The sequence below is a fragment of the Bradyrhizobium sp. CCBAU 53421 genome, assembly GCF_015291625.1.
Classification (GTDB): Bacteria; Pseudomonadota; Alphaproteobacteria; order Rhizobiales; family Xanthobacteraceae; genus Bradyrhizobium.
In genome coordinates this window covers 5,511,736-5,537,870 of sequence record NZ_CP030047.1, presented here as the reverse complement: position 1 = coordinate 5,537,870, position 26,135 = coordinate 5,511,736, and the positions used below count along the sequence as shown (strand labels likewise).

Sequence of the window (26,135 nt, the reverse complement as noted above, 5' to 3'; positions counted from 1 at the left end):
CCTTTTTCCGGGCTGCGGCGCCCAACCAGCAGTGAGGTCGGTGCTGGCCTTCGGCCTCAGACGAGGATGAGGAAAGCCAGCGCGATCAAGGCGGCAGCCACGCCTGTCGCGATCAGGGCGTAGTCGGTCACGAGGTCGCGCTGCGGGTCCAACATCGTCTGGTGCGGTTCTCGGGTCATTCCGGACCACTACGACAGCCCGGAACAGACCTCTGTGAAGCAGATCACACCTGGCGCATTTTCTTTGCGGCAGGCTCGCGGGAACGACCTGGCGGATTCCGGGTTGTCCTCGCCCAGGGCAGATACGGTGACGATGGCTCGAGAGTTTCAGACAGCGCGAATTGGGCTTGGCCGGGCAGGCGGCATGGACCGCCGCTGGCTGGCGGCGCTGGTCGACGCCATGGAGCAGGCGGCGCGCCCGGAGGTCCGGAACGTGCCCTGTGATGTCAGCCTGATCTCGGCCGCCACGGCCCACCTCGCGCGCCCGGCGCCGACTTTCGCGCATTGCGCCTCGGCCTACAGCCTGCGCAACTAACGGTACCCGCTCTCACGGACCTATTCGCCGGCGAGTTGCAGCCGGGGCTTTGCGGCGCCGGCTTCCTTGAGGCGGAGGCGGCCTTCCTCGCGCCCGATGTAATCGCGGGTCATCGGCACGACGCTCTGGCGCTTGGTCAGCTGCAGCTGGAAGTTCATCATGTTCTGCACACGGAACGACATCTCCGAGGCCGCCAGATAGAACTCCCACATCCGGGCGAAGGTCTCGTCGTAGAGCCGCACGGCCTCCTCGCGCCGCGCCATGAAGCGGTCGCGCCACGCCTTCAGGGTCTCGGCATAGTGCAGGCGCAGGATCTCCATGTCGCAGATCAGCAGTCCGGCCTTCTCGATCGCCGGCATGACTTCGGAGAGCGCCGGAATGTAGCCGCCGGGGAAGATGTATTTGCGGATCCAGGGGCTGGTGACGTCGGGACCGGTCGAGCGGCCGATCGAGTGCAGCATCATGACGCCGTCATCGCTCAGCAGCTCGGCGCAGCGTTTGAAGAAGGTTTCGTAATAGGCGATCCCGACATGCTCGAACATGCCGACCGAAACGATGCGATCGAACGGACCGGGGATGTCGCGGTAGTCCTGCAGCAGGAAGCGCGCCGACTGCGACAGGTTCCGCTCCGCGGCGCGGGCGTTGGAGATCTGCAGCTGCTCGGTCGACAGCGTGACCCCGGTGACGTCGGCACCACTCATCTCGGCGAGATAGAGCCCAAGTCCACCCCAACCGGAACCGATGTCGAGGACGCGGTCGCCGGGCTTGATCAGGAGTTTTGCGGCAAGGTGGCGCTTCTTGGCGAGCTGGGCGTCGTCCAGCGTCGCGTCCGGCGTCTCGAAATAGGCGCAGCTGTATTGCTTGTCCGCGTCCAGGAAGAGGGAATAAAGGCGGCCGTCGAGATCGTAATGGCGGGCGACGTTGCTCCTGGAGCGGCCGCGCACATTGATCTGCTGGGCGCGCCGTCCGAGGAAGCGCACCCAGGCCTGCAACCTGGCAAAGTTCGGCAACATGGCCGCCTGGCCCATCAGGATGGCCAGCACATCGGCGATGGTGCCTTGCTCCACGACGAACGTGCCGTCCATGAAGGCTTCGCCGAGATAAAGCTCGGGATCGACCAGAACGCGCAGTTCGGCGGCCCTGGTCATGAAGCGCACGGCGGCGGGAATGCCCGTGCCGTCGCCACAGGTGAATTGAGCCCCGCTCGCGGTCGTGAACGTGATCGACCCGCGGCGGATGAAGCGCCCCAAGAAAAATCGCAACAATCGGTCCATCGAAACACCAACGGAACGGCAAGCTGCACACCGACACCACCGGAGCTGATCACTCCAATGTGTCCCCAAACCCAAGATAGGCAGGGAATTGGATCGCGCTATAGCGTTGTGGTCAAAGCCGATATTCCAAAATGTGACAATTGCGTGGATGCGTCACGCGCGCGCTTCCATTCGCGCGATAATCGGATAAAAGGTGACCGCCGCGGCCAATCCATGAGGCGCAGGCGGCGATTTTTCCGGAATCTGGAGACTTAAGGAATGTTGAGCCGAGCCCTCAGTCTGGCGACGGTGACGCTTCTGATTGGCTGCCTGTCAGCCGTATCAGCGCAGGCGCAAAACCTCGAGGCCGGCAAAAGCCCCTCCCAGATATTCGGCAGCACCTGCACGGCCTGCCACAAGAGCCCGCGCGGTCTCTTGAAGACCGTGCCGGCCGGTTCGCTGCCGGGCTTCCTGCGCCAGCACTACACGACGTCGAGCGACATGGCCGGCGTGCTGGCGTCCTTCCTGATCTCGAACGGCGCCAACGATCCGCGCTACCAGGCAAAGGATAACCCCCGGGGAGCCAAGGGCCGCGACGCCAGGCAGGAGGCGAACCAGTCGCCGGAGCAGCCGGCCGAGCGTCCGTCGCGCCGGCAGCATCAGGGTGCGGCGCCGCAGGAAGGTGCCAAGGAAACTGCTAAGCCGGACGCCGATGGTCTGAATCCCGAAGCGCGTCCCGCCCACCGCGGCCGGCGCATGGCGCGCCCGAGCGAGGCCCCGGATGGTGCAAAGCCGGACGATGGCCAGACCCCGCAGGCGGCCGTTGAGGGCAGGCCGTCGCGCCAGAAGCACGGCCGTCGCGGCAAGCCGGTCGAGGAGCCGAAGTCCGAGGAGACGCCCAAGGGCGCGGCGGGCGACGAGCCCAAATCCCAGACCGCCGTCAAGCGCGAGGACAAGGGTGAGGCCGAGAAGCCGGCGAAGCCTGCCGGTGAGCCTGACACGGCCAAGGTCGATGCGCCCAAGATCGATGCCCCGAAGAGCAATGCCGGCAGCGAGCCGGCTGCCGTGCGATCCGCCCCGGTTCCACAAGTCACACCTGCGGCGCCATCCGAGCCGGCTGCGGCCGCATCGCCGGCGCCCGCCGCGCCGCCAGTAACGGCGGCTGCTCCGCCACCTCCGCCCCCGACGACGCCAGGCTCCGGTCCGCCGGAAGCGCCGACCTCGAAGTAACCGCCAGCGCCGGGCCGTGAGGTCCGGCGTTATCGTTTGACCACGACTAGAGTAACACTCTAGAGTTATGGTCTAGCCGATGGAGACGCAGTGAGCACGGCGCGCGAAGATCTGCTGGCGGCGGGACTGGCGGTGTTCGATCGCGACGGTTTCGAGGGCGCGACGGTGGCCGAGATTCGCTCCCGCGCCCGTGCGTCCAACGGCAGCTTCTTCCACTTCTTCACCTCGAAGAAGGAGCTCGCCGGAACCCTGTTCCTGGAGATCCTGCAGGCCTATCACGCCGCGATCATCACCGCGGTCAACGACACGCACGGCGCCGGCGAGGGCGTTGCGCGGCTGATCCACGCCCATCTCGACTGGGTCGTGAGCAACCGGCGCGAGGCGCGCTTCCTGTTCGAGATCTCGCGCAGCGAGTGGGGCGAGGAGGTGCGCGGCGCGCAACGCATCGAGAACTCGCGGCTCACTGACGGCATCGAGCGCTGGCGCGCGCCGCTGCTCGCGCGCGGCGAGTTGCTGCCGATGAGCGCCTCGCTGTTCTTCAGCCAGATCATTGGGCCGGCGCAGATCTTCTGCCGCGCCTATCTGTCGGGCCGCCATCAGAACGATCCGCGCGAACAGGTCGAGACGTTGATCGCCTGCGCGATCCGCGCGGTGGTGGCGCCGGGTGCGCCGGAGCGAGCAGGAGGAACGTCATGAACGAGGCTGATCCGGACTTTGCGCCGATCGAGACGCGGATTCGCGACAATGTCGGCCGTCAGGGCTTCATGGGACTTGTCGGCGCCGAGGTGGCCGAACTGTCGCGCGGTGCGTGCACGCTCGCGGTCGACCGCCGGCCGGAGTTGTTGCAGCAGCACGGCCTGTTTCACGGCGGGGTGACGGCATTCCTGGTCGACAATGCCACCACGATCGCGGCGGCGACGTCGCGCGGCCAGCCGGCGCTGACGGCGGAGTACAAGCTGAACCTGCTGTCGCCTGCGTCGGGCGATCGTCTGATCTGCCGGGCGCGCGTGATCAAGCCGGGGCGTCAGGTCGCCGTCGTTGCAGCCGACGTGTTCTGCATCATCGACGGCAAGGAAAAGCACACCGCGACCGCACTGGCGTCGATCGCCATGCTCGACGATCAGGCGGCGGCACGAATCCAAAGCCCGGCCTGATGAGGGCCGGGCTTCAGTCGGTAAGGCGATGGAGAGAAGCTTACTTCTCTTCGGCAGCCGGAGCCGGCGCGGCCTCGTCGTCGTGCTGGGCTTCCGGATCGAAGAATTCGCCGGCGGCGGCGAGCGCTTCGGCGGCAGCGTCCTGGTCTTCCTGGCGGGTCGAGATGTCCTCGCCGCGCTTGATGCGCTCGGCCTCTTCGGCGGAGCGGGCGACCGTCACGGTGACGCTGGTCTCGACCTCGGGGTGAACCGCGATCGTGACCTTCTGCGCGCCGATCACCTTGATCGGCGAGTCGAGCCAGACCTGCGGACGGGCAACCTGCACGCCGTCGGCAGCCAGCGCGGTGACGATGTCGCGCACCGTGACCGAGCCGAACAGCTGGCCGGATTCGGAGGCCTGGCGGATGATGATGATGTCGCGGCCGTCGATCTTCTCGGCGACCACGGCGGCTTCGCCCTTGGCCTTGATGTTGTTGGCCTCGAGCTCGGCCTTCATGCCGTCATACTTGGCGCGGTTCGCTTCGGTCGCGCGCAGCGCCTTGCCGCGCTTCAGCAAGAAGTTGCGGGCGAACCCGTCCTTGACGCGCACGACTTCGCCCATCTGGCCAAGCTTGGCAACGCGTTCGAGCAGAATGACTTCCATTTTCGTTCTCCTTTAGAGGCTAAGTATCGGGTTTAAGTGGTTGGATCGAATCTCACTCCGCCGGCAAAGGCGGCGGTCTGGTCTGCAGGTAGCGCTGGCGCAGTCCGAACACGGCGTCCGCAATGCCGAGTGCGAAGATTGCCACGATCGGCCAGCCGAACATGACGACGACGGCGTAGATGCCGCCGAGCCAGAAGCCGCGATTGGTGAGCGACAGCGTCAGGGTGTGCAGCACCGCGAAGCCGACCAGCGCGTAGGCGATTACGAGCGCCGTGGTGACGATCTGTGCCAGTAGCGCAAGCATGCCGCCGACGAAGCTTGCGGCGACTGCCACCAGCAAAGCCACCAAGGTCATGGCGGGGAGCGCGGTGTTGCGAAGTTCCGGCCACGGCCGGTTCAGCCGCCCGGAGGTTTGCGTGATCTTGCCGGCGAGCCACAGGTTGAGCGTCAGCGTGACCATCGCGATGACCGTTGCCGCAAGCGGCGCGAAGATCACCAAGGCTTCGACCACTCGCTCGATGTCACTGCTCGGTTGACCTTCGCCGGCGCTGAGCACCTTGAGCAGGCCGCGCCGCAACGTTCCGGTGATCGTGTCGGAATCGGTGCCGAGCGTAAGCAGCGCGGCGGTCGTGGTGATGATGGCGAAGGCTGCGACCCAGAGCAGGATGCGGCCGACGGGATACCATTCGATCGCCGGCGGCTGCTGGGCAGCGCTATCGGCTGCTGCGCCCGCGATCGGCCGTCCGAGCAAGGCGAGGTGGCCGAGCCACCATCCGGGCAGGGCGACCATCATGGCGAACGCGATGCAATAGGGAAGTCCGAACAGCGCGCCGAGCACGGATGCTGCGCCGATGCCGCCGATGGCGGCGGCGAGCGGGCCCCAGCCGAGCGCCGTCACCATCACGGGCAGCGGCGCGAGATAGAACAGCAATATCGAGATTGCCGCGCCCGAAACGATCGAGGCGAACATCAGCGCCGACGCGGCGCCGGCGGCAAGAGCAACAATGAGTATCGCGATCATCAGCTGTCCCGCCCCCTTTGAGCGGTTAGGGGTTCTGCTTCGAGAACCCCAACCATCGGCGACCGGACGACCCGGAAGCCTTATGAGAATGAGCGGCCGGCGGCGTGCCGCCGGCCGGAAACGATTACCTGATAACGTAGGGCAGCAGGCCGAGGAAGCGCGCGCGCTTGATGGCGCGGGCGAGCTCACGCTGCTTCTTGGCGGACACGGCCGTGATGCGGCTCGGCACGATCTTGCCGCGCTCGGAGACGTAACGCATCAGCAGCTTGGAATCCTTGTAGTCGATCTTCGGCGCATTCGCGCCCGTGAACGGGCAGGACTTGCGACGACGAAAAAACGGACGGCGGGCACCAGCATCAGCCATGATTCATTACTCCTCGGTCGCAGCTTCTTCTTCGCGCGGACGGCGCGGGCCACGATCGCCGCGGAAGCCGCCGCCATCGCGATCGCCACGGAAGCCGCCTTCGCGGTCGCCGCGGAAGCCGCCGCCACGGTCGTCGCGCTCGCGATCACGGTCGGCCTTGCGCATCATCGCGGACGGGCCTTCCTCGTGCTCTTCGACGCGCACGGTGAGATAGCGGATGACGTCTTCGTTGATCCGCTCCTGGCGCTCGATCTCGGTGACGACAGCCGACGGTGCGTCGATGTTCATCAGCACGAAATGCGCCTTGCGGTTCTTGTTCATGCGGTAGGTGAGGGAGCGCACGCCCCAGCTCTCGGTCTTGGTGACCTTGCCGCCGCCCTGTTCGACGATACCCGTCATCTGGGCCGTCAGTTCATCCACCTGCTGGGTGCTCGCATCCTGACGCGCGAGAAAAACATGCTCATAAAGAGGCATGGTTGTCCTTTCCTGTGTTGGCGCGGGTTTCCGGCGACAAGCCCTTCGAGACCTTCGGAAAGGACTCGAGCTGCTCAGAAGGCGGGAGCACGGGACGACGGGCCGACTGGCCCTGCCACATCAAAATCGCCACATCAAAATGAAAGGGTGAATTTGCTGAGACCGTCCGTTCAGCTCCCGGCCGGAGCCCACGAATGGCGCGCTTTATACGGATTTTGACCGCGAAGGCAAGGGTTCAAGGAGGGGTCTCGGCCTCTGGATCTGCATGGGGTCGTTAGCCCTCCAGGTCGCCCGGCGCATTTCCGGGCATCTTCTGTTGATTTCTTTGTTTGTATGTCATACAAAGATTAGCGGGAGGATGATCGATGGGTTCGGAGACCGCCAGCGGCATGCCTGCGCCCGATCCGAAGCACGCCGTCCGCGCGACGCGGTCGGCTGGGCGCAAGATGCGCTCGTTGCTGCTCGATGCCGCCAGCCGCCTGTTCAAGGAGCGCGGGCTCTCGGGCACCTCGATCTCCGACATTGCCGCGGCCGCGGACGCGTTTCCGAGCCAGATCACTTATTACTTCCGCACCAAGGAAGCGCTGTTCGTCGAAGCCGCCAGCCGCGACATGCTCTATCTCGCGCGCGCGACCGAGCAGGCTGCCCTCAAGGCCCACACGCCGCGGGAGTACACGCACGCCTTGGCCGAGACCGTGACCGCGACCGACACGGTCGCCTTCTTCGCCGAGGCCCTGACGCTGACACGACGCCGGCAGGATCTCGCGCCTTTGGTCGAGCGCACCATCGAGCGTTTGCACGGCGAAGGCGCGCGCGCCTATGCGGGGCAGGTCGAACGGCATGGTTGGCGCTCGCTGCGCGCACCCGAGGAGAGCTCACGGCGCTTCTGGGCGATTGCGATCGGCGTGATCGTCGAAGGCTTTGCGATGGGCCGCGGCGCCGAGGAGATGTGCCGCGAATTGCTGCGTGCGCTCGGCGAGCAGGCGACATCGACATCGGCGAATGATGGATCGCGCCTGCGCCTGGTCGGCGATCGCGACCATTCACCTTCAACGGACGGGGAGACCAGCTCATGACCGCGCTCCGGATGCGTGCCCGCGATTTCCTCACCGAGGACGAACTGGTGGCTGTGCGGGAACGCGCGACCTGGAAAGGCATCGCGCTGATCGTGCACGCCTGGGCGCTGATCCTGGGCGCGATTGCGCTGGTCGCATGGTGGCCCAATCCGCTGACCTATCTGCTCGCTGTTGCGATCATCGGCTCGCGCCAGCTCGGGCTTGCAATCCTGATGCATGACGGTGCGCATGGTTGTCTCTCGGCGGACGAGAAGACCAATCTCACGCTGAGCCAGTGGTTCTGCGCCTATCCGATCTTCGCGGAAACTCGAGGCTATCGCCGCTATCATCTGCAGCATCATGCCCGGACGCAGCAGGAGGATGATCCGGACCTCGTGCTGTCAGCGCCGTTTCCGATCACCAGGATGAGCTACCGCCGGAAATTCCTCCGCGATATCACCGGGCAGACCGGCTACCAGCAGCGCAAGGCGCAACTACTCAATGCGATCGGGCCGAAGGAGTGGCCGCTATCGCAGCGCGCCGCCAATTTCTGGGAGAAGCTCGGGCCGCAATGCGTGACCAACGCGCTGCTGTTCGCAGGGCTAGCCGCCGCCGGCGTGTGGTGGGCCTATCCGCTGCTGTGGCTGGTGCCGCTGCTGACCTGGATGATGGTGATCACGCGCATCCGCAACATCGCCGAACATGCCGTCGTGCCCGACAGCGCCGATCCCCTGCGCAACACCCGCACCACGCGGGCCAATGTCCTCGAGCGGCTGTTCATCGCGCCGTACTACGTGAACTACCACCTCGAGCATCATTTGCTGTTCTACGTGCCCTGCTACAACCTGCCGCGCGTCCACCGCATCCTGAGCGCAAGCCGCCATGCCGGCCGGATGGAAGTCCAGCCGGGCTACGCCGCCGTGCTGCGGCTGGCGACCGCCAGGCCCGCCCATGAAGACCGCCCGGGCCAGCTGGTCAACAGCGCGCGCCGGGCGAGGGCCGGCGCCAAGGTTAACGCCGACCAGAATGCCGGTGGATTCTAGCCCGGGCCAGCCCCGGCATCCCCAGGGTTCCGCCCTCGCGGCTTGACATCGCGCCCCCCATCAGTGTCTTACGGCCCGGTCCGAGGCCGGTTGCAAGATTTGGTTGCATGAAATTGGTCCGGACCCGCTGTGGCGCGTTTCGCGCGACGGGATACCGTTTTCCCCTGCGGCAGGCGCGCGGCGCCTGCGCGGGGATCACGCTCAACAAGGTAGGGAGCGCCGATGACGGCAGCATTCACGTTTCCCGGGCAGGGCTCGCAGGCGGTTGGCATGGGCAAGGCCCTGGCCGACGCCTTTCCGGTCGCGAAGGCCGTGTTCGACGAGGTCGATTCCGCGCTCGGCGAGAAGCTGACCGCAATCATCTGGGACGGCCCGGGCGAGACGCTGCAGCTCACCGAAAATGCCCAGCCGGCCCTGATGGCGGTCTCGATCGCCACCTTGCGCGTGCTGGAGAGCGAGGCCGGCTTCTCGGTCGGCCAAAACGCTGCCTTCGTCGCCGGGCATTCGCTCGGCGAGTATTCGGCGCTTGCCGCCGCCGGCAGCCTCAGCATCAGCGACACCGCGCGGCTGCTACGCACCCGCGGGCTGGCGATGCAGAAGGCGGTCCCGGTCGGCGCCGGCGCGATGGCCGCACTGCTCGGCCTCGATTACGAGGCGGCGGTCGCGGTCGCCAACGAGGCGGCGCAGGGCCAGGTCTGCCAGGCTGCCAACGACAATGGCGGCGGCCAGGTGGTGGTCTCCGGCGACAAGGCCGCGGTCGATCGTGCGGTCGAGATCGCCAAGACCAAAGGGGCAAAACGCGCCATGCTGCTGCCGGTGTCGGCGCCGTTCCACTGCAAGCTGATGCAGCCGGCCGCCGATGCGATGGCAGAGGCGCTGGCCGGCGTCACCATCAAGGCGCCCGCGGCGCCGCTGGTCTCCAACGTGCTGGCGTCCGCCATATCAGATCCGGACGAGATCCGCCGCCGCCTGGTCGAGCAGGTCACGGGGACGGTTCGCTGGCGCGAGTCGGTTGCCTATATGGCAGGACAGGGCGTGACGCGGTTCTTCGAGATCGGCGCCGGCAAGGTGCTGAGCGGCCTCGTCAAGCGCATCGCCGATGGCGCGGTCGGCGTATCCGTCGGCGGTCCGAACGATATTGCTGCGGCCAAGGATGCGCTGGCAGCTTCGGCTTAATGCAGCCGGGAGGGGAATTCGATGTTTGATCTGACTGGCAAGACGGCGCTCGTCACGGGCGCAACCGGCGGCATCGGCGGCGCGATCGCGCAGGCGCTGCATGCGCAGGGCGCGACGGTGGCGATCTCGGGAACGCGGCGCGAGGTGCTGGACGGCTTCGCGGCCAAGCTCGGCGAGCGCGTTCACGTGCTGCCGTGCAATCTCTCCAGCAAGGATGACGTCGAGGCGCTGGTGCCGGCGGCGGAAGCCGCGATGGGGCAGGTCGACATCCTGATCGCGAACGCCGGCATCACCCGCGACAATTTGTTCGTGCAGCTGCGCGACGAGGATTGGGACGACGTGATCGCGGTCAACCTGACCGCGACGTTCCGCCTGGCGCGCGCCGCGACCAAATTGATGATGCGCAAGCGCTTCGGCCGCATCATCGCGATCACCTCGATCGTCGGCGTCACCGGCAATCCGGGGCAGGGCAACTACACCGCCTCGAAGGCCGGCATCATCGGCCTGATCAAGACGCTGGGCGCCGAATACGCCAAGCGCGGCGTGACCGCGAACTGCATCGCGCCGGGCTTCATCAAGACGCCGATGACCGATGCGCTGAACGACAAGCAGCGCGAGACCATCCTGGCGAAGGTTCCTGCGGCGCGGCTCGGAACGCCCGAGGATATCGCTGCGGCGGCCGTCTATCTGGCCTCGAACGAGGCCGCCTACGTCACCGGACAGACGATTCACGTCAATGGCGGGATGGCGATGATTTGAGCTGGTTGCCGGTTCTCGCAATGCGGCGAAAAGCCGTTTTCGGGAGCCGGTTCAGGCGTGTAGTCAAGGCTTTGGAAGTATGGTAGCTGAACCCCCCGTGGATGGGCGAAGAACGCCATTGCAGGATTTTGAAACCCTGTATATTGGCGGGGCGACGCCTGCCGTTCGCCGGGGCTTTAGTCGGCTACGACCGGGCCGAATCAAGACTATGCGCGACTGAGTAATCGAGACGACCACGATGGCTCGTATCGTCTTGGGGTCGGGTCCAATGGAACAACGAGGTTGAACGATGAGTGAGATTGGCGAGCGGGTTAAGAAGATTGTGGTCGAGCACCTTGGTGTCGAACCCGAGAAGGTGGTCGATAGCGCGAGCTTCATCGATGACCTCGGCGCCGACAGCCTCGACACGGTCGAGCTCGTGATGGCTTTCGAAGAAGAATTCGGTTGCGAAATTCCCGACGACGCGGCGGAGACGATCCTGACCGTGGGCGACGCGACCAAGTTTCTTGAGAAGAACGCGAAGAGCTGACGCCGATCGCGAAGTTGACGGGGCCGGACGGACCGTGATCGAGCGGTCCCCCGGCTTCTTATTATTAGCCGCGCATTGCTGGCCGGAGACGTGGAAATGAGACGAGTTGTCGTCACGGGGCTGGGCATGCTTACACCGCTCGGCTGCGGCGTTGACGCAACTTGGGCGCGCATCCTGGCCGGAGACAGCGGCGGCAAGAAGATCGACACTTTCGAGGTGTCCGACCTGCCGAGCCAGGTCGCCTGCTACATTCCGCGCGGCGACGGCACTGGCGGCACCTTCAATCCCGATCAGTGGATGGAGCCGAAGGACCAGCGCAAGGTCGATGACTTCATCGTCTACGCGATGTGCGCGGCCAAGCAGGCGCTCGACGATGCCAACTGGCATCCGAAGTCCGACGAGGACCAGCACGCGACCGGCACGATGATCGGCTCCGGCATCGGCGGCCTCACGGGCATTGCCGAAACCGCGGTGCTCCTGAAGGAGCGCGGGCCGCGCAGGGTCTCTCCCTTCTTCATTCCGGGACGCCTGATCAATCTGGCGTCCGGCTACGTCTCGATCGAGCACGGCCTGAAGGGCCCCAATCATGCCGTCGTCACGGCGTGCTCGACCGGCGCGCATGCGGTCGGCGATGCGGCGCGGCTGATCGCGCTCGGCGACGCCGAGGTGATGGTCGCGGGTGGCGCCGAATCGCCGATTTCCCGCATCGGCATCGCCGGCTTCTGTGCGGCGCGTGCGCTGTCGACCGGCTTCAACGACACCCCGACAAAGGCATCGCGGCCCTACGACAAGGATCGCGACGGCTTCGTGATGGGCGAGGGCGCCGGCGTCCTCGTGCTCGAGGAATACGAGCATGCCAAGCGGCGCGGCGCGAAGATCTACGCCGAGGTCACCGGCTACGGCCTCTCGGGCGATGCCTTCCACATCACCTCGCCGCCGCCGGACGGCAATGGCGGCTTCCGCAGCATGAGCATGGCGTTGAAGCGCGCCGGCCTCGCGGCATCCGATCTCGACTACATCAATGCGCACGGCACTTCGACGCAGGTCGGCGACGAGATCGAGCTCGGCGCGGTCGAGCGTCTGCTCGGCAATGCGGCTTCGAAGGTGTCGATGTCGTCGACCAAGTCCGCGACCGGACACCTGCTCGGCGCGGCCGGTGCGATCGAGGCGATCTTCGCGATTCTGGCGATTCGCGATAACGTGGTGCCGCCGACCATCAATCTCGACAATCCGTCGGTGCAAACGGCGATCGATCTCGTGCCGCATACGTCGCGCAAGCGTGACGTCAATGTGGCGCTGTCCAATTCCTTCGGTTTCGGCGGCACCAACGCCTCCGTGATCGTGCAGCGCGTGACCAATTAGTAGGTCTTGAGAGCGTTTTCGAGCGAAGCGGGCCCCGGTCCGCGTGAAGAAAACGCGTCAAGAAAGAGAATCTGAAGTCCCGATTCGATTGGAACGGGACTTTGGGACTAGTCCACCGTTTTGCCGTATTCCGCGGTGACTCCTAATAGCGGGCGTATGCTATTGGCAGGGCAGGGGTTTGTCCGGCCACGATTCAACCGGCAGGATATTGGTTTGCATCGATGAGTGAGAGGCCGCCCATTTCACCAAGGAGTCCACGTGCCGCGCTGGAGCCCGAACAGGTTCCGCCGCCGCCCAAGCGCTCGGATCGTGCCCGCAATCCCTTCGTGATCGTCGGCAACGCCATCTTCACCATCCTGATCATCCTGATGATCGGCGCGGGAGCGACGTATTACTACGGCAAGCAGGCGCTGGAATCGCCTGGACCGCTCCAGGAAGACAAGATCGTCAACATCCCGGCGCGCGCCGGCAAGCGTGACATCGCCGACGTGCTCTCGCGTGAGGGCGTGATCAACGTCAATCCGTGGGTCTTCATCGGCGGCGTGTTTGCGCTGAAGGCAAGCTCCGACCTCAAGCCCGGCGAATATTCGTTCCAGAAGAATGCCAGCCTGCGCGACGTCATCGCTACCATCGTCGACGGCAAGGTGGTGCAGCACGCGATTACGATTCCGGAGGGCCTGACCTCGGAGCAGATCGTGTCGCGGCTGTCCGACAACGACATCTTCACCGGCTCGGTGCGCGAGATCCCGCGCGAGGGCACGCTGCTGCCGGAGACCTACAAATTCCCGCGCGGCACCACGCGCGACCAGGTGATCCAGCGCCTGCAGCAGGCGCAGAAGCGTGTGCTTGCCGAGATCTGGGAACGCCGCAACACCGACACGCCGCTGAAATCGCCGGACCAACTGGTGACGCTGGCCTCGATCGTCGAGAAGGAAACCGGCCGCGCCGACGAGCGCAGCCGCGTCGCCGCGGTGTTCGTCAACCGCCTGCGGCAGCGGATGAAGCTGCAGTCCGATCCGACCATTATCTACGGATTGGTGGGCGGCAAGGGAACGCTGGGGCGTCCGATCAAGCGCAGCGAGATCACGCAGCCGTCGCCCTACAACACCTATGTGATCGACGGCCTGCCGCCGGGACCGATCGCCAATCCGGGCCGCGCCTCGCTGGAGGCGACCGCCAACCCGGCGCGTACCCGCGACCTGTTCTTCGTTGCCGACGGAACCGGTGGCCACGCCTTTACCGAAACCTACGACCAGCACGCCAAGAACGTCGCCAAGCTGCGCGCGTCGGAAAAGCAGATCCAGAACGACACGGTCGAGCCCGCGGATGATCCGGCACCGGCCGCGGCGGCGCCGGGCGCGGCCGACACCAATCCAACGGCTGCGACGCCGCCGAAGCCCAACAATCAGAAGAAGCCGCCGCGCGGCCGCCAGGGCGCAGCCCAGCAGACCACTTCGCCGCCCGTCGTGCAGCGCTAGTCCTGCATTGTTTGAGGGTGGATCGTAATTCCACTTTCACGGAATCCGTTTTAAGGTCGTACCGGCTCCCACGAGTCTCTTTGGCTCCGGGTGAGTCCCATATCCTTCTGTTGGAGAGTTTTACGCGATGGCGCTGTCGAGCATGACTGGCTTTGCCCGAAGCCATGGCGCGAGCGGTCCCTATACGTTCGAGTGGGAGCTCAAGTCGGTCAACGCCAAGGGCTTTGACCTGCGGTTGCGGTTGCCGCCGGGCTGGGACGAACTGGAAGCCCTCGCCAAGAAGCGCGCCGGCGAATTGCTGTCGCGCGGCACGGTCTATGCCAATCTCAGCGTCAAGCGCACCGATGCGGCGCAGACCATCCGGATCAACGAGGACGTGCTCGCCGCCGTCGTGAAGGTCGCAGGTGAGCTCGCGCAGCGGATCGACGCCGTCGCGCCGAGCATCGACGGACTGCTCGGCATCAAGGGCGTCATCGAGGTGGTCGAGCCCGAGAGCAACGAGGACGAGGACAAGGCCGCGCGCGAGGCGGCAGCGATGGCATTCGAGCAGGCGCTCGGCAGCCTCGTCGAGATGCGCCGCCGCGAGGGCGATGCGCTTGGCCAGATCCTGTTGCAGCGGATGGACGAGATCGAAAAGCTCGCCAGGCGTGCCGAGACGGCGCCGGGCCGCAAGCCCGAGGCGATCAAGGCGCGGCTTGCCGAGCAGATCGCAGCGCTGCTGGAGACCTCCGATCGCTTCGATGCCGACCGTTTGAGTCAGGAGGCGATCCTGATTGCGACCAAGGCCGATATCCGCGAGGAGCTCGACCGCATCGCTTCGCACGTCACCCAGGCGCGCGAGATGATCGGCAAGGGCGGACCGGTCGGGCGGCGGCTCGACTTCCTCGCCCAGGAGTTCAACCGCGAGGTCAACACCTGCTGCTCGAAGTCGAACGACGTCGAGCTGACCAATACCGGGCTCGAAATGAAGAACGTGGTCGAGCAGTTCCGCGAACAGGTCCAGAATCTGGAGTGAATGATGACGGCGCAGGGTTTTGACGGCGTTGAGCGGCGCGGACTGATGTTCGTGCTGTCGTCGCCCTCGGGCGCCGGCAAGACGACGCTGTCGCGCATGCTGATCGATCGCATGCCGGGGCTGAAAATGTCGGTGTCGGCGACCACGCGCTCGAAGCGGCCGGGCGAGGTCGAGGGCCGCGACTATTTCTTCGTCGACAAGGCCAAGTTCGAGACGATGGCCACGCAGGGCGAGCTGCTGGAATGGGCCACCGTGTTCGACAACCGCTACGGCACGCCGCGCGCGCCGGTCGAGGCCGCGCTGGCGGCCGGTCAGGACGTGCTGTTCGACATCGACTGGCAGGGCACCCAGCAGTTGCGCGAGAAGGCGCGCGCCGACGTCGTCAGCGTCTTCATCCTGCCGCCGTCAGCGGCCGACCTCGAGAAGCGGCTGCACACCCGTGCCCAGGATTCCGAGGAGGTCATCCGTGGACGGATGAACCGCGCCACGCATGAGCTGAGCCATTGGGCGGAGTACGACTACATCGTCGTCAACCAGAACGTCGCCGACGCCTTCGCGGAGGTGCAGTCGATCCTGAAAGCCGAGCGGCTCAAGCGCGAGCGCCGCACCGGCCTCACCGAATTCGTGCGCGGCCTGCAGTGGCAACTCGAGAAGTAGCCCGCGGGCATCGTGATGCGATCCGTGGATCGCATCACCTCTCCTTTGCTCTTTTGAGCCGTCTAGCTAGTTCGCCGCGCTGCGCGCCAGCCGCTGCAGCATTGCGGCGATCTGCTTGTTGTCCTGCTCGGTTTGATCCGGCGCGCGCGCCGTCTCGCGGCGAGGTGCCGGCGTCTCGGCGCGGCGCGGAACCGGTGTCTCTGCCCGGCGGGGCGCTGCCTCCGCCAGGCGCAGCGGACGGTCGCGGCTGACGACCGCCATCGGCGGCGCCGGCTCGGTGTGGAGCGAATCCCACGGCGCGCGCCACTCGTCGCTGATCTGATAGGGCGGCGTACGGGTGCGGGTCAGCCGGAACACCAGCGCACTGACCAGGCCGGCCAGCGCCAGCGCGCCGACCATCACGATCAGCAGCATCTGGGTCGAGGAGGAGGATTTCTCTGCGGACGCCTCGGCTGTCGCTGGAGCGGTGGCCGGTCCCGGCGCGGCCGCCTGTTGCGCCGTCGTATCGGCCTGCGCAACCACAGTCGGCTGGTCCGCGGCGTGACGGGTTCCGTTGGTGCCGGCCATGCTCGATGCATCCAGCCATCTGGCGTTCACGTCCGACGCCTGGGTGTTCGTGCCTGACGCCGCCGGATCGGTCGCCGCTGCCGCACCGGCGGCTTGACCGGCGGCGGAGGGCGCGACCGGCGCGGCCACGGCCTGCGGCGAGGGCCATTCGGCATGGGCATCGGCAACGGACTTGCGCATGGCCGGCTGGGGCGCGGGTTGGCTCTGCGGCGGCGTTGCGTCGGCCGTCGCCGGGTCGGGCGCGGCCGCAGGCTGCTGCTGCGCTGTCGTGGCCTTAGCGTCGGTCTTGGCGACGGTCTTGGTCTTGGCGTCACCGAGATACCAGCACTTCTTCTGGGTGCTACGGTCGAGGTGGTAGAACCAGTGGCTTCCCGCAGGCGCGGTTCCCTTCGGCGCGGACTGACAGGTGTCGGCCGTCTTGTCGGCCGTCTTGGCATTCGTCGTATTGGTGCTCGCCGTATTGGCGGCGTTCTGGGCCATGGCACTGAAGGCGCCGGCCAGCATGCTGGCGGCAAGCGCCGCAGCGAATTTCGCTGAACGATTTGACATACGCGTCCCCGGTATTCTTTTTTACGCAAACGCTGGTGACGCCAATCTCGGTAAAGAGTTGGGTCGCAATGCGCCGCAAATCCGGAACGGGTAGGGCTTAATTGAGGCTCGCGGCGGACCGCAATTGCGGCGCGCCGGAGGCGGGAACGCGAGCTGGATAGTTGCTCCGTCCGCGGTCAGGTTCCGCGGGAATTGCGTAGCGGCTGCCGAAACGTTACGTCCCGCCGGCGATGGCAACGCGGGCGGGACGTCTTGTCTGAACATGATCTTCGTGGAAGCGCTTGGTGTTTGTCGCAGGCAAGCCGCTACACACGCTCCCGGATCATGCCTTAGTTCTTAAGGACGATGCGTCCCACGACCTTGCCGGCGCGCAGTTCGTCGATCCATTTCTGGACGTCGGCCATGGGCTCTTCCTTCATCGGCGTCGGCTTGATCTTGCCGGCGCGGGCGAGCGCCATCAGCTCCTGGGCTTCGGCCAGCGTGCCCACCATGAAGCCTTCGATGGTCATACGCTTGTAGACCCATTGCACCATCGGCAGAGAGAAGTTGCCGCCCATCAGGCCGGACACCACGACCTTGCCGCCGCGTGCCACCGTCGACACCGCAAACGCCATCGACTTCTCGTTGCCGGCAAAGTCGACGACGCCGTCGAAGCCGCCGTCGCTCTCCTTCAGCATGCGCTTGACGACGTCCACCTCCGCCGGATCGTAGGCGGCCGCAGCGCCGTTCTTCAGCGCGGTCTCGCGCGCTGCCGGGCTCAGATCGGCAACCGTGATCGGCTGCTTGAACATCGCCTGCGCGAACGACAGGCCCATCATGCCGACGCCGCCGAGGCCGATCAGCAGCAGATTGCGCTGGCGCGGACGATCGGCCAGCCGCTTCAGCGCGCCATAAGCGGTGACGCCGGAGCACATCAGGGTGGCGGCGTGATTGACGGGCAACGGATCGTAGTCGAGCAGGTATTTCGCGTCGGGCACCAGCACGTGGGTGGCGAAGCCGCCGTCGATGGAGACGCCGAGGAAGCGCTGCTTGACGCAGAGATTCTCGTCGCCGGCGAGACAGTCGCGGCACTGGCCGCAGCCGATCCAGGGGAAGACCGCCTTCTTCGTTCCGATCAGATCCTTCGGCGCATCGGGACCGACCTCGTCGACGACACCCGCGATCTCATGGCCGAGCGTGAAGGGCAGGGCCATGCCGCGGGTAGTGTCCAGTTTCTTGCCGCCGCCGAGATCGGCGTAACCGTCCTGGATGTGGAGATCGGAATGGCACAGGCCGCAGCGCTCGATGCGAACAAGCACTTCGCGTCCCTGGGGCCTCGGCGTGTCGACGATGGTTTCGCACAGCGGTGCATCGAATTTGACGAGGGATTGGCGAACCATACGCGCCATCACGTTTTCTCCTGATGTTCTATTTTGTGGACCGTATATCGGCCAATTCCCTCGCCATGGCAACAAAGCCCGCGACCGGAATGGTTTCGGCGCGCCGGGTCGCGTCGATCTGCGCTGCGGCCGCAAGCCGCGCCGGATCGACCGACAGCGATTTCAGGCTCTGGCGCAGCATCTTGCGGCGCTGGCCGAAGGCGGCGGCGGCGACCTGCTCGAGCATGCGGCGGTCGCACGGCTCGGGCGCCACGCGCGGTATCAGTCGTACCACCGAGGACGTCACCTTCGGCTGCGGCACGAAGGCGGCCGGCGAAATGTCGAACAGGATCTTGGTCTCGGCGCGCCAGTTGGCGAGCACCGCGAGCCTGCCATAGGCTTCCTCGTCCTCGTGGGCGACGATGCGTTCGGCGACCTCGCGCTGAAACATCAGCACCATGGTGTCGTACCAGGGCGGCCACGGTTCGATCGACAGCCAGTCGACCAGGAGCTGGGTTGCGATGTTGTAGGGCAGGTTGGCGACGATCTTGGCCTTGCCGCCGTCGAGATAGGGGCGTGGATCAAAGCGCTGCGCGTCGCCATGCACGATCTCGATGCGGCCGGGATAGCGCTTGACGATGTAGTCGAGCGCGGCCAGCGCGCGCTCGTCGCGCTCGATGGCGATGACGCGCTTGGCGCCCATCGCCAGCAGCGCGCGCGTCAGTCCGCCGGGGCCGGGCCCGACCTCGATCACGGTGGAGTCTTCCAGCGGGCCGGCGGCACGGGCAATGCGCGCGGTGAGGTTGAGATCGAGCAGGAAATTCTGGCCGAGCGATTTGCGCGCCGACAGCGAATGCTCGCGAATGATGTCGCGCAGCGGCGGCAGATCGTCGATCGTGCTCACTCAGCTCGAGGCCGCGGCCATGCGCGCGGCGAGCCGCAGCGCGGCAATCAGGCTCGAGGGATTGGCCTTGCCGGTGCCCGCGATATCGAACGCGGTGCCATGATCAGGCGACGTCCGGATGAAGGGCAGGCCCAGCGTGACGTTGACGGCGTCCTCGAACGCGACGGTCTTGATCGGGATCAGCGCCTGGTCGTGATACATGCAGAGCGCGCAGTCATAGGTCTTGCGCGCGGCTGCGTGGAACATGGTGTCGGCCGGCAGCGGGCCGCGGGCCGCAATGCCTTCGCGGCGCAGGATCTCGACCGCGGGCGCGACGATCTCGACGTCTTCCATGCCGAGCGTGCCGTCTTCGCCGGCATGCGGATTGAGGCCGGCGACGGCAAGCCGCGGCGCCGCGAGCCCAAACCGCGCCTTCATGTCAGCGACCACGATCCGCGCGGTCGAGACGATCAGGTCGGTCGACAATTGCGCCAGCGCCTCGCGGACCGACACATGGATCGTCACCGGGACCACGGCGAGCGCCGGCGACCACAGCATCATCACCGGCTGCGGCGCCGGCCCGCCGCGACCGGCAAGCTCGGCGAGGAATTCGGTATGGCCGGGATGGCGGAAGCCGGCGCGGTACAACACATTCTTGGCGATGGGGTTGGTGACGACGGCGCTCGCCTTGCCCGAGGCGACATCGGCCACGGCCTGACGGATCGACGCCAGCGCGGCTTCCGCGCTGGTGCCGTCGGGCGTGCCCGGTTGCGCGGTCGCCGCCTGGCCGGTCGCAACGACGGGCAGGGCCCGTGCAAATGCCTGGGATGCCTCCTCGGCGCTAACCTCGGCGAACTCGACGGCAAGCCCGAGCGCCTTGGCGCGCTCGGCCAGCGAGGCGCGGTCACCGAGCAAATAGAACGGCGGGAGATCGAGCTCGCGACGGCGCAGCCATGCGGCGAGCGTGATGTCGGGGCCGATGCCTGCGGGCTCGCCGGAGGTCAGTGCGAGGGGTTGAGCCATGCGTCAACGATAGTCGATCATCGCCCGCCTGGATATTCGATCATCGCGGCTTTGCGGACTTCCTGCAGATAGGCCTTCGACTTCGCCTCGTACTTCTGCACGTACATCTTGTCCCGCATCTCGCGCTTCTTCGGCGTGTCCACGGTGGTGGCCTTCCGGCCGCAGAGGGCGACCATTTCGATGCCCTGCTTGGTGACTTCGGGAGGGGTGAGGTGGCCGACCGGGGTCTTGTCCAGGATGTCGCGCAGCGACTGCGGCAGGTCGGCCGAGGTCTTCACGACGATCTCGCGGATCGCGGCGTTGCGCATCGACTTGAAGAAGGTGTTGGCCTCGTCGCAGGAGGTCACGCGCTCGCGCAGCGTGTCCGCTTCCTTGCGGCGGCTCTCGAATTCGGATTGCGGAGAGCCGCGGGGCACGATCAGAACGACCGGCTGCATCCGGTATTCGAACGCCTCGGCGTCGGGAGCATCACCGGTCTCCTTGACCGCGGTGGCGACGTCCTTTTCGCCGACCTGCAGGCTTTCCTTGAATCGGCCGCGGACCAGGCTGGTCCAGACCATGTCGGCCCTGATGCGTTGCTTGAGCGTGTCGGGGCGGATGCCCTTGCTCTCAAGGACCTTGGTCAGCTGGTCGTTGTTCAGCCGCATCCGTTGCGCCATGCCGCCATAGGACTGTTCGATATCGTTGGCGGTGGGATCGACGCCGAATTTCTTGGCTTCCTTGATCTTCAGCTTCTCGTCGATCAATTCGTCGAGGATGACCTTTCGATCTGGATTCTTGCCGCCGGTCAGGGCGTTCAGCTTGGCGCGCTGTTCGATGTCGAAATTGGTGATGGGTTCGCCATTGACCATCACGGCGATGGTCTGGGCGTGCAACCGGGCACCGCCTCCCAGCAGGAGGAAAAGAGCCAGCAGGGAACTCAACACTAGCTGATTGCAGCGCGTTGGCAGGCTAGCGGTCGTCATCGTGGTCATGTCAGCCGTTTAAACCAATTCAAGCCGGGGCCACAGGCCCGCAGGCAATATAAGCCCCCAATCCAAGCCCCTTGGCAGGCCTCCGCTCGCTACTGCATGCCAGCCGAACTGCTGGTCGTGGAGGTCTGGGCGATCGTCCGCAGCCCGATCTGGAACATGAACGCGTGGCTGAGGACGGGCGGCTGCGATCCGGCCTGATAGGTATAGGACGTGATGTAGTTGGCAGCCAGCACGAAGCAGTCGTCCACGTAGCCCGCGCCGAAGGCATACTGGTTGATCTTGTTCGCTTCAAGGTCCCAGCGCGCCGCACCCTGAACCACCCAGTTCGACGCCACCTTGACCGATCCGCTGGTGAGGATGCCCTCGCGGCGGGTGAGGTAGCCGAGTTCCGGCTGCGCTGCGTAGTCGCCGTACGTCACCGCGATCGACCAGCGGTCGAAATTCGCGCTCGCCGTGGCTTCGAACCGGTTGATGTTCCAGGTCGCCTCATCCATCCGCGAGCGGACGCTGAAGGTGTAGGTGCGGTTTGGCGAATAGGCGAGGCTCGCGACGTAATCCGAGCGTGGGTTCTGCAGGCCGGAGTCTATGCCGGTGTTGGTGACGTCGGCGACCGCGAACGAGTTCATCCCGAACATCTGGTAGGACTGTCCGAACATCCCCTTGATGCTGCCGCCGCGGTCGAACTGCGTGGTGGCCTGCACGCCCACATTGGCGCGGCTGCCGCCTTCGACGCGGTCGTAGCCGGAGAACTTGTCGACCGCGAACAGGTTGCTGGTGTCGAACACCAGGCTCTGCGCGTCCTCGTTCGGAAGCTTGCCGGCATTCGGCTCGTTGGGCCGGATGATGACCTGCGCAATCGGCTCGACGGTGGTCGTGCCCCACGGCTGCACATTGATGAAGGGGTAGCGGTATTCGAGGCCGACGGTCGGCATGAAGCGGACAGTCTGGGTGTCGCCGACCGGCAGGAAGTTGGAAACGCCCGGCTGGTTCGAGATGTCGGCGTTGATGGCATCGGCGCGGACGCTGGCGAACGGCGTCCAGATCTGGCCGAGCGGGTCGGTGTAGGACTTGCGCCACTGCGCCTCGGCCGTCAGGCGCGTGTAGGTACCCGGCATGCCGCGCAGCAGGCACTGCGACGGCAACCGCGCCATCGGATCGGCCGACGCGGTCAGGCAGAGGCCGTTGGTGTTGGCGGTCGTCGTGATCGGATCGAACACCGCGGTTTCGCGCGTCAGGTTGACGAAGTTCATCTTGTAGCTGAACTCGCCGCCCAGGATGTTGCTGTTGATCACGTTGTTGTAGTCGATCACGGGCGCGACCACCGGGACCTGGTTCTGGTTACCCGAGTAGCTGAGATAGTAGATCGCGCGCGCATCGAAGAAGCTGCGGTTGCCGACACCGGTCAGATAGAGCTGCGAGATCGCTTCCGTCGGCAGCGACAGGAACGATCCGAACGGATCCTTGTACTGGGCGAGCCGGTAGTCGGACATGAAGAAGTAGTCGGACAGCAGCACGCCGTCCCAGCCCCAGACCCATTTGTCGTTCAGCGCGAACTGACCCTTGGTGTCGACACCCCAGCGGAACTGACGGTCGCCGGGCTGGCCCTTGAAGGCGTCCTGATCGAGCTGGTCGATGCCGTAAAGCCGGATCTGATAGGAGCCGTCCGCGAAGCGCTGGCGGAATTCGGTCTGCAGCAGCACGCCCTGCTTCGAGGTGATGCGCGGATTGAAGGTCGCGTCCATGTCGGGCGCGATCGCCCAATAATACGGGATTTCGACGCCGTAGCCGAACGCGGTGTAGCTGGTGAAGCCCGGCATCAGGAAGCCGCTCTTGCGCTTCACGGTCGGATCGGGCGTCGAGAAGTAGGGCAGGTACGCCATCGGAACGCCGAAGAATTCGAGTTGGGCGTTCTCGAAATAGAGCATCTTCTCGGTCTGGTTATGGATGATGCGCGCGCCCTTGACCTGCCAGAGCGGCGGCTTCTTCGGATCATCCTTACAGGGTGCGCAGGCGGTATAAACGCCGTTGTCGAACACCGTGTAATTGCCGCTGGACCGGTCCGCGCGGGTCGCCGCCATGCGGGTCTGGTCTTCGGTATCGACGCGCAGCGAATCGACGAACCCGTCGCGGTAGTCGTCGCTGAGATCCAAGATGTTGGCGTAGGTGATCTTGCCTTCCGCATCGGTCATGCGGATGTTGCCTTCGGCATGAAGACGCTTGGTCTTCTGGTCGTAGATGACCTTGTCGGCCTCGACGCTGGTGCCGTTGTAGAACATCTGGACGTTGCCGACGGCCGAGATGCGGCTGTTGTTGTAGTCGTAATCGACCTCGGTCGCCTGAACGAGCATCTGCCCGTCATTCTTGGCCGGCGGGCGGACCGGCTTCGGCGGACGTGGGTTGTAGGTGAACGCCTGCGCGGCAGCCGGCGTCGATGCGACGACATCGAGCGCGCTGACCACGAAGAACGCGGCAAGGAGTGCAGAGATCGAAACGCCAAACGGGGCCAAGCAGCTCCGTTGACGGCGCAGGGCACTGCGCCGCCCGAATGCAGGCGACCTCAACTGGCGGGCGGCGACAGTAGCCACTACCCGTCCTCCTGGTACAGCAAGGCTAAGAAACCGGTGAGGCTACCCACAACGACAGGCAACCACGCCGCAGCGATGGGATGCATCAACTCAGCCTTGCTCAAATCTTCAGTTACTTTCGACAGCACGTAGAGCAGAAAGCCTGCGCCCACGCCACTCAAAACCATCTTCTGCACGCCGCCCATCCGAAAGAAGCGGAGGCTCACAGAAGCCGCCAACATCACCATCGCAGCCAGCAAAAACGGCTGTGCGATGAGCTTGTGATACTGCAACCGATAGCCAGCCGTCGCGAACCCTGAACTCTCCGACGAACGGATGTAGTTCGGCAGTTGCCAAAAGGACACAGTTTCGGGGGTAGAGAAACTGTTGCGTACCTGCGCCGGGGTCAGGGTGGTGGTCAGGTAGAAGGTGTCCTGATCCACCGGAGCCTTGTCGAGGGTGTAGCGGCGTACTCCCGTGAACGCCCAGCGGCCTTCTTCGAGCGTCGCTTCGCGCGCTTCGATTCGCTCCTTGAACTGCAGCGCCGTATCGAATCGAAACACCGTGAGGCCCGTCAGCCGGATGCCTTGCTGCTCGCTGCGGGCCGCGTTGATGATCGCCTGGCCTTCGTCGTTGATCTGGTTGAGCCAGAAGCCGGACGCGTCCTGGATACCGCCGCCGGGCGCCGAGCCGAACAGCTCGGCCTCCATCCGCTTGGAGAGTTCGCGCAGATTGGCCGACACCGGATTGTAGGCGGTGGTCGCAAAGATGCCGAGCACGATCGCACTGACCAGCGCCGGCGAGATGAATTGCCAGGCCGAGACGCCGGCGGCGCGTGCGACGACGAGCTCCAGCCGGCGCGACAGCGCGAGATAGCAGGTCATCGCGCCGATCAGCACGCAGAACGGCATCAGCTTCTCGAGCAGCTGCGGCACGCGGAAAAGCGAGGTTTCCGCGACCGTGATCGCGGAGGCCCCGACCAGGCTCGAGGTCTTGCGCACCATCTCGATGTAGTCGACCAGCACGAGCAGCACGAAGATGCCCGCGAAGACGCCCACCGCCGCGACGACGAAGCGGCCGGCGAAATAACGCCCGAGCGTGTTGGTGACCATGCTCATGCGGTGGCCGGCCTCCGGAAGAGGCGTGCAATGCGCTCGTTATTCCGATTGATCGCTTCCATCAGCGCCGGCGGCGGTTCGACGACCACGCCGCCGATGATCATCCAGATCCCGACGCCGATGCCGGCGAACAGCATCAGGTATTGCACCAGCGCCGCCAGCGGCGTCTTCACCGCCATGACCGAGCAGGCGAATCCGACCATGCGCAGGCCGAACACCGCGAACACCGAGCCGCCGATCGAGAAATTGCGGCTCTGCCGCGTGGTGCGCGGCGCGCCGAGGAAGGCGAAGGTGAGGGCCGCGAACGCGAACGGATAGATCGGCGCCATGAAGCGATCATGCAGCTCGGCGAAGAACTGGCCCGCCAGCTGCTGATAGGTCTGGTCGCTCTCGTCCGGCCACATCAGCTCCCAGAGGTAACGCTCGCGAATTCCGAGCGTGACGTCGCGGCCCTGCGAGAATTTCGACATGTCGAAGGCGTAGCGCTGAAACACCACCAGCGTCGGATCGCGCTTGCCAACCTCGAATCGCTCGAGATTGCCGTCCTCCAGCACGAGATATGAGCCGCTCTCGTTCTTCAGCACGGTGCCGTGGTCGGCGACGATGGTGACGCGCTGCTGCGGATCGCGGCGATCGTCGACGAACACGCCGCCGAGCACGCCGCCGGGCAGGCGCTCGCGGATCCGAATCGTCAGGTTCTGGTCGAGCTGGGCGAAGCGGCCGGGCTGCAGGATGTTGGTCAGGACGTCGGCGGTGATCTCGGCATCCCACTGCTTGATCCGGCGCATGCCGTCGGGGGCCAGATAGGCGCCGATGAAGGCGACCAGCGCCGCCACCACGCAGGTGGCGAAGAAGAACGGCCGGAACAGCCGGAACGGCGAGAAGCCCGCCGCATTCATCACGATGATCTCGGAATCGGTCGCGAGCTTGTTCAGCGTGTGGGAGATCGCGATCATCAGCGCAATCGGCGCGATGATCAGGACCAAGGCGGGGATCACGAGGCCGGTGATGCCGAGGAAGGTGAGGATGGTCTGACCCTGGCTGGTCATCAGGTCGATGCCGCGCAACGCCTGCGTAATCCAGATCACGCCGGTAAGGCTGACCAGGACAAGCGCAAACGACGCCAGCGTCGTTTTGAAGATGTACTTGTCGATCGACCCCATCGCTACCGCACGACCCCCAAGGCCCCCTTCACGCAACCAAACGCACGGCTTTCGACCATTCCCGTCAACCCGGGTTCCCCTATGGTCGAGCCGCGGACTCGTCCGGCTCACTCTCTGTTCACACTCTCACTACCATCCCTTTGATCCGTCAACAAAATGGCCGGGCCAAGGCGCGCTTAATTTATGGTT

General features: G+C 65.5%; 27 protein-coding genes. 13 read left to right on the top strand and 14 right to left on the bottom strand.

The annotated features are described in order from the left end of the window. Positions 1-56: 56 nt before the first annotated feature. Positions 57-179, bottom strand: a complete 123-nt coding sequence (locus XH92_RS43665) for a hypothetical protein (RefSeq protein ID WP_256437482.1) — start codon at positions 177-179, stop codon at positions 57-59. 184 nt (positions 180-363) lie between these two features. Between XH92_RS43665 and XH92_RS26525 the strand changes: the two genes are divergently transcribed. Further along, a complete protein-coding gene (locus XH92_RS26525; RefSeq protein ID WP_194454735.1) occupies positions 364-534 on the top strand; it encodes a hypothetical protein in 171 nt (56 codons plus the stop codon). Positions 535-554: 20 nt separating this feature from the next. Here the strand turns inward: XH92_RS26525 and XH92_RS26520 are convergent, their stop codons facing one another. Further along, positions 555-1,808, bottom strand: coding sequence for a cyclopropane-fatty-acyl-phospholipid synthase family protein (locus XH92_RS26520; RefSeq protein WP_194454734.1), 1,254 nt, complete (start codon positions 1,806-1,808; stop codon positions 555-557). Positions 1,809-2,066: 258 nt separating this feature from the next. Between XH92_RS26520 and XH92_RS26515 the strand changes: the two genes are divergently transcribed. The 3 genes from XH92_RS26515 (at position 2,067) to XH92_RS26505 (ending at position 4,171) form a co-directional block, all read left to right on the top strand. Then, entirely contained in the window at positions 2,067-3,017 is a 951-nt protein-coding gene (locus XH92_RS26515; protein ID WP_194454733.1) for a hypothetical protein, read from the top strand. Between the two features lie 90 nt (positions 3,018-3,107). Then, positions 3,108-3,713: a TetR/AcrR family transcriptional regulator gene (locus XH92_RS26510; RefSeq protein ID WP_194454732.1), complete on the top strand. Its 606-nt coding sequence runs from the start codon at positions 3,108-3,110 to the stop codon at positions 3,711-3,713. Further along, entirely contained in the window at positions 3,710-4,171 is a 462-nt protein-coding gene (locus XH92_RS26505) for a PaaI family thioesterase (RefSeq protein WP_194454731.1), read from the top strand. The genes XH92_RS26510 and XH92_RS26505 overlap by 4 nt, the downstream gene beginning before the upstream one ends. Positions 4,172-4,211: 40 nt before the next feature. Here the strand turns inward: XH92_RS26505 and rplI are convergent, their stop codons facing one another. From rplI to rpsF, 4 genes are all read right to left on the bottom strand, one after another. Continuing rightward, the gene (rplI, locus tag XH92_RS26500; RefSeq protein WP_194454730.1) at positions 4,212-4,814 is read right to left on the bottom strand and encodes a 50S ribosomal protein L9; all 603 of its coding nucleotides are present in this window, start codon (positions 4,812-4,814) and stop codon (positions 4,212-4,214) included. Between the two features lie 52 nt (positions 4,815-4,866). Continuing rightward, positions 4,867-5,835: a hypothetical protein gene (locus XH92_RS26495; RefSeq protein ID WP_194454729.1), complete on the bottom strand. Its 969-nt coding sequence runs from the start codon at positions 5,833-5,835 to the stop codon at positions 4,867-4,869. Between the two features lie 124 nt (positions 5,836-5,959). Beyond that, positions 5,960-6,199 (bottom strand): 30S ribosomal protein S18, encoded by a 240-nt coding sequence (gene rpsR / locus XH92_RS26490; RefSeq protein WP_016844287.1) that lies wholly within the window; start codon positions 6,197-6,199, stop codon positions 5,960-5,962. A 6-nt stretch (positions 6,200-6,205) separates the two neighbouring features. Beyond that, complete coding sequence (rpsF, locus tag XH92_RS26485) at positions 6,206-6,673, bottom strand: 30S ribosomal protein S6 (RefSeq protein WP_026192679.1); 468 nt, start codon at positions 6,671-6,673, stop codon at positions 6,206-6,208. A gap of 365 nt (positions 6,674-7,038) precedes the next feature. On the opposite strand from rpsF, the gene XH92_RS26480 reads away from it, so the two are divergent. The 9 genes from XH92_RS26480 (at position 7,039) to gmk (ending at position 15,747) form a co-directional block, all read left to right on the top strand. Continuing rightward, positions 7,039-7,749, top strand: coding sequence for a TetR/AcrR family transcriptional regulator C-terminal domain-containing protein (locus XH92_RS26480; protein ID WP_194454728.1), 711 nt, complete (start codon positions 7,039-7,041; stop codon positions 7,747-7,749). Beyond that, positions 7,746-8,771 carry a fatty acid desaturase family protein gene (locus tag XH92_RS26475; RefSeq protein ID WP_194454727.1) on the top strand — a complete coding sequence of 342 codons (1,026 nt, stop codon included), beginning with the start codon at positions 7,746-7,748 and terminating at the stop codon, positions 8,769-8,771. Before XH92_RS26480 ends, XH92_RS26475 begins: the two co-directional genes overlap by 4 nt. A 222-nt stretch (positions 8,772-8,993) precedes the next feature. After that, complete coding sequence (gene fabD / locus XH92_RS26470; RefSeq protein ID WP_194454726.1) at positions 8,994-9,947, top strand: ACP S-malonyltransferase; 954 nt, start codon at positions 8,994-8,996, stop codon at positions 9,945-9,947. A gap of 21 nt (positions 9,948-9,968) precedes the next feature. Continuing rightward, positions 9,969-10,706, top strand: coding sequence for a 3-oxoacyl-[acyl-carrier-protein] reductase (gene fabG, locus XH92_RS26465; RefSeq protein WP_024581467.1), 738 nt, complete (start codon positions 9,969-9,971; stop codon positions 10,704-10,706). Between the two features lie 289 nt (positions 10,707-10,995). Further along, positions 10,996-11,235: an acyl carrier protein gene (locus XH92_RS26460; RefSeq protein WP_002716125.1), complete on the top strand. Its 240-nt coding sequence runs from the start codon at positions 10,996-10,998 to the stop codon at positions 11,233-11,235. A 96-nt stretch (positions 11,236-11,331) separates the two neighbouring features. After that, positions 11,332-12,597, top strand: a complete 1,266-nt coding sequence (gene fabF / locus XH92_RS26455; RefSeq protein WP_194454725.1) for a beta-ketoacyl-ACP synthase II — start codon at positions 11,332-11,334, stop codon at positions 12,595-12,597. Between the two features lie 221 nt (positions 12,598-12,818). Beyond that, positions 12,819-14,075 carry an endolytic transglycosylase MltG gene (gene mltG, locus XH92_RS26450; protein ID WP_194454724.1) on the top strand — a complete coding sequence of 419 codons (1,257 nt, stop codon included), beginning with the start codon at positions 12,819-12,821 and terminating at the stop codon, positions 14,073-14,075. Positions 14,076-14,202: 127 nt separating this feature from the next. Next, on the top strand, positions 14,203-15,090 hold the full coding sequence (locus XH92_RS26445) for a YicC/YloC family endoribonuclease (protein WP_194454723.1): 888 nt from the start codon (positions 14,203-14,205) through the stop codon (positions 15,088-15,090). Positions 15,091-15,093: 3 nt separating this feature from the next. Then, positions 15,094-15,747 (top strand): guanylate kinase, encoded by a 654-nt coding sequence (gmk, locus tag XH92_RS26440; RefSeq protein WP_194454722.1) that lies wholly within the window; start codon positions 15,094-15,096, stop codon positions 15,745-15,747. Between the two features lie 66 nt (positions 15,748-15,813). On the opposite strand, the gene XH92_RS26435 is transcribed toward gmk, so the two are convergent. The 8 genes from XH92_RS26435 to lptF form a co-directional block, all read right to left on the bottom strand. Next, a complete protein-coding gene (locus XH92_RS26435; protein ID WP_194454721.1) occupies positions 15,814-16,863 on the bottom strand; it encodes a hypothetical protein in 1,050 nt (349 codons plus the stop codon). Positions 16,864-17,192: 329 nt separating this feature from the next. Continuing rightward, on the bottom strand, positions 17,193-18,251 hold the full coding sequence (locus XH92_RS26430; protein WP_194454720.1) for an alcohol dehydrogenase: 1,059 nt from the start codon (positions 18,249-18,251) through the stop codon (positions 17,193-17,195). A gap of 19 nt (positions 18,252-18,270) precedes the next feature. Beyond that, positions 18,271-19,125: a 16S rRNA (adenine(1518)-N(6)/adenine(1519)-N(6))-dimethyltransferase RsmA gene (rsmA, locus tag XH92_RS26425; protein WP_194454719.1), complete on the bottom strand. Its 855-nt coding sequence runs from the start codon at positions 19,123-19,125 to the stop codon at positions 18,271-18,273. Continuing rightward, entirely contained in the window at positions 19,126-20,127 is a 1,002-nt protein-coding gene (gene pdxA, locus XH92_RS26420; RefSeq protein WP_194454718.1) for a 4-hydroxythreonine-4-phosphate dehydrogenase PdxA, read from the bottom strand. Between the two features lie 17 nt (positions 20,128-20,144). Beyond that, entirely contained in the window at positions 20,145-21,092 is a 948-nt protein-coding gene (locus XH92_RS26415; RefSeq protein ID WP_194461431.1) for a SurA N-terminal domain-containing protein, read from the bottom strand. Between the two features lie 98 nt (positions 21,093-21,190). After that, positions 21,191-23,608, bottom strand: a complete 2,418-nt coding sequence (locus XH92_RS26410; protein WP_194454717.1) for an LPS-assembly protein LptD — start codon at positions 23,606-23,608, stop codon at positions 21,191-21,193. Positions 23,609-23,685: 77 nt separating this feature from the next. Continuing rightward, on the bottom strand, positions 23,686-24,783 hold the full coding sequence (lptG, locus tag XH92_RS26405) for an LPS export ABC transporter permease LptG (RefSeq protein WP_092113464.1): 1,098 nt from the start codon (positions 24,781-24,783) through the stop codon (positions 23,686-23,688). Next, positions 24,780-25,946: an LPS export ABC transporter permease LptF gene (lptF, locus tag XH92_RS26400; RefSeq protein ID WP_194454716.1), complete on the bottom strand. Its 1,167-nt coding sequence runs from the start codon at positions 25,944-25,946 to the stop codon at positions 24,780-24,782. The genes lptG and lptF overlap by 4 nt, the downstream gene beginning before the upstream one ends. Between the last annotated feature and the right edge of the window lie 189 nt (positions 25,947-26,135).

Excerpts from the sequence above, each read along its gene's own strand:
- XH92_RS43665 (WP_256437482.1), bottom strand. The coding sequence starts at position 179 with ATGACCCGAGAACCGCACCAGACGATGTTGGACCCGCAGCGCGACCTC.
- XH92_RS26525 (WP_194454735.1), top strand. The coding sequence starts at position 364 with ATGGACCGCCGCTGGCTGGCGGCGCTGGTCGACGCCATGGAGCAGGCG.
- XH92_RS26520 (WP_194454734.1), bottom strand. The coding sequence starts at position 1,808 with ATGGACCGATTGTTGCGATTTTTCTTGGGGCGCTTCATCCGCCGCGGG.
- XH92_RS26515 (WP_194454733.1), top strand. The coding sequence starts at position 2,067 with ATGTTGAGCCGAGCCCTCAGTCTGGCGACGGTGACGCTTCTGATTGGC.
- XH92_RS26505 (WP_194454731.1), top strand. The coding sequence starts at position 3,710 with ATGAACGAGGCTGATCCGGACTTTGCGCCGATCGAGACGCGGATTCGC.
- rplI (WP_194454730.1), bottom strand. The coding sequence starts at position 4,814 with ATGGAAGTCATTCTGCTCGAACGCGTTGCCAAGCTTGGCCAGATGGGC.
- XH92_RS26495 (WP_194454729.1), bottom strand. The coding sequence starts at position 5,835 with ATGATCGCGATACTCATTGTTGCTCTTGCCGCCGGCGCCGCGTCGGCG.
- rpsR (WP_016844287.1), bottom strand. The coding sequence starts at position 6,199 with ATGGCTGATGCTGGTGCCCGCCGTCCGTTTTTTCGTCGTCGCAAGTCC.
- rpsF (WP_026192679.1), bottom strand. The coding sequence starts at position 6,673 with ATGCCTCTTTATGAGCATGTTTTTCTCGCGCGTCAGGATGCGAGCACC.
- XH92_RS26480 (WP_194454728.1), top strand. The coding sequence starts at position 7,039 with ATGGGTTCGGAGACCGCCAGCGGCATGCCTGCGCCCGATCCGAAGCAC.
- XH92_RS26475 (WP_194454727.1), top strand. The coding sequence starts at position 7,746 with ATGACCGCGCTCCGGATGCGTGCCCGCGATTTCCTCACCGAGGACGAA.
- fabD (WP_194454726.1), top strand. The coding sequence starts at position 8,994 with ATGACGGCAGCATTCACGTTTCCCGGGCAGGGCTCGCAGGCGGTTGGC.
- fabG (WP_024581467.1), top strand. The coding sequence starts at position 9,969 with ATGTTTGATCTGACTGGCAAGACGGCGCTCGTCACGGGCGCAACCGGC.
- XH92_RS26460 (WP_002716125.1), top strand. The coding sequence starts at position 10,996 with ATGAGTGAGATTGGCGAGCGGGTTAAGAAGATTGTGGTCGAGCACCTT.
- fabF (WP_194454725.1), top strand. The coding sequence starts at position 11,332 with ATGAGACGAGTTGTCGTCACGGGGCTGGGCATGCTTACACCGCTCGGC.
- mltG (WP_194454724.1), top strand. The coding sequence starts at position 12,819 with ATGAGTGAGAGGCCGCCCATTTCACCAAGGAGTCCACGTGCCGCGCTG.
- XH92_RS26445 (WP_194454723.1), top strand. The coding sequence starts at position 14,203 with ATGGCGCTGTCGAGCATGACTGGCTTTGCCCGAAGCCATGGCGCGAGC.
- gmk (WP_194454722.1), top strand. The coding sequence starts at position 15,094 with ATGACGGCGCAGGGTTTTGACGGCGTTGAGCGGCGCGGACTGATGTTC.
- XH92_RS26435 (WP_194454721.1), bottom strand. The coding sequence starts at position 16,863 with ATGTCAAATCGTTCAGCGAAATTCGCTGCGGCGCTTGCCGCCAGCATG.
- XH92_RS26430 (WP_194454720.1), bottom strand. The coding sequence starts at position 18,251 with ATGGCGCGTATGGTTCGCCAATCCCTCGTCAAATTCGATGCACCGCTG.
- pdxA (WP_194454718.1), bottom strand. The coding sequence starts at position 20,127 with ATGGCTCAACCCCTCGCACTGACCTCCGGCGAGCCCGCAGGCATCGGC.
- XH92_RS26415 (WP_194461431.1), bottom strand. The coding sequence starts at position 21,092 with ATGACGACCGCTAGCCTGCCAACGCGCTGCAATCAGCTAGTGTTGAGT.
- lptG (WP_092113464.1), bottom strand. The coding sequence starts at position 24,783 with ATGAGCATGGTCACCAACACGCTCGGGCGTTATTTCGCCGGCCGCTTC.
- lptF (WP_194454716.1), bottom strand. The coding sequence starts at position 25,946 with ATGGGGTCGATCGACAAGTACATCTTCAAAACGACGCTGGCGTCGTTT.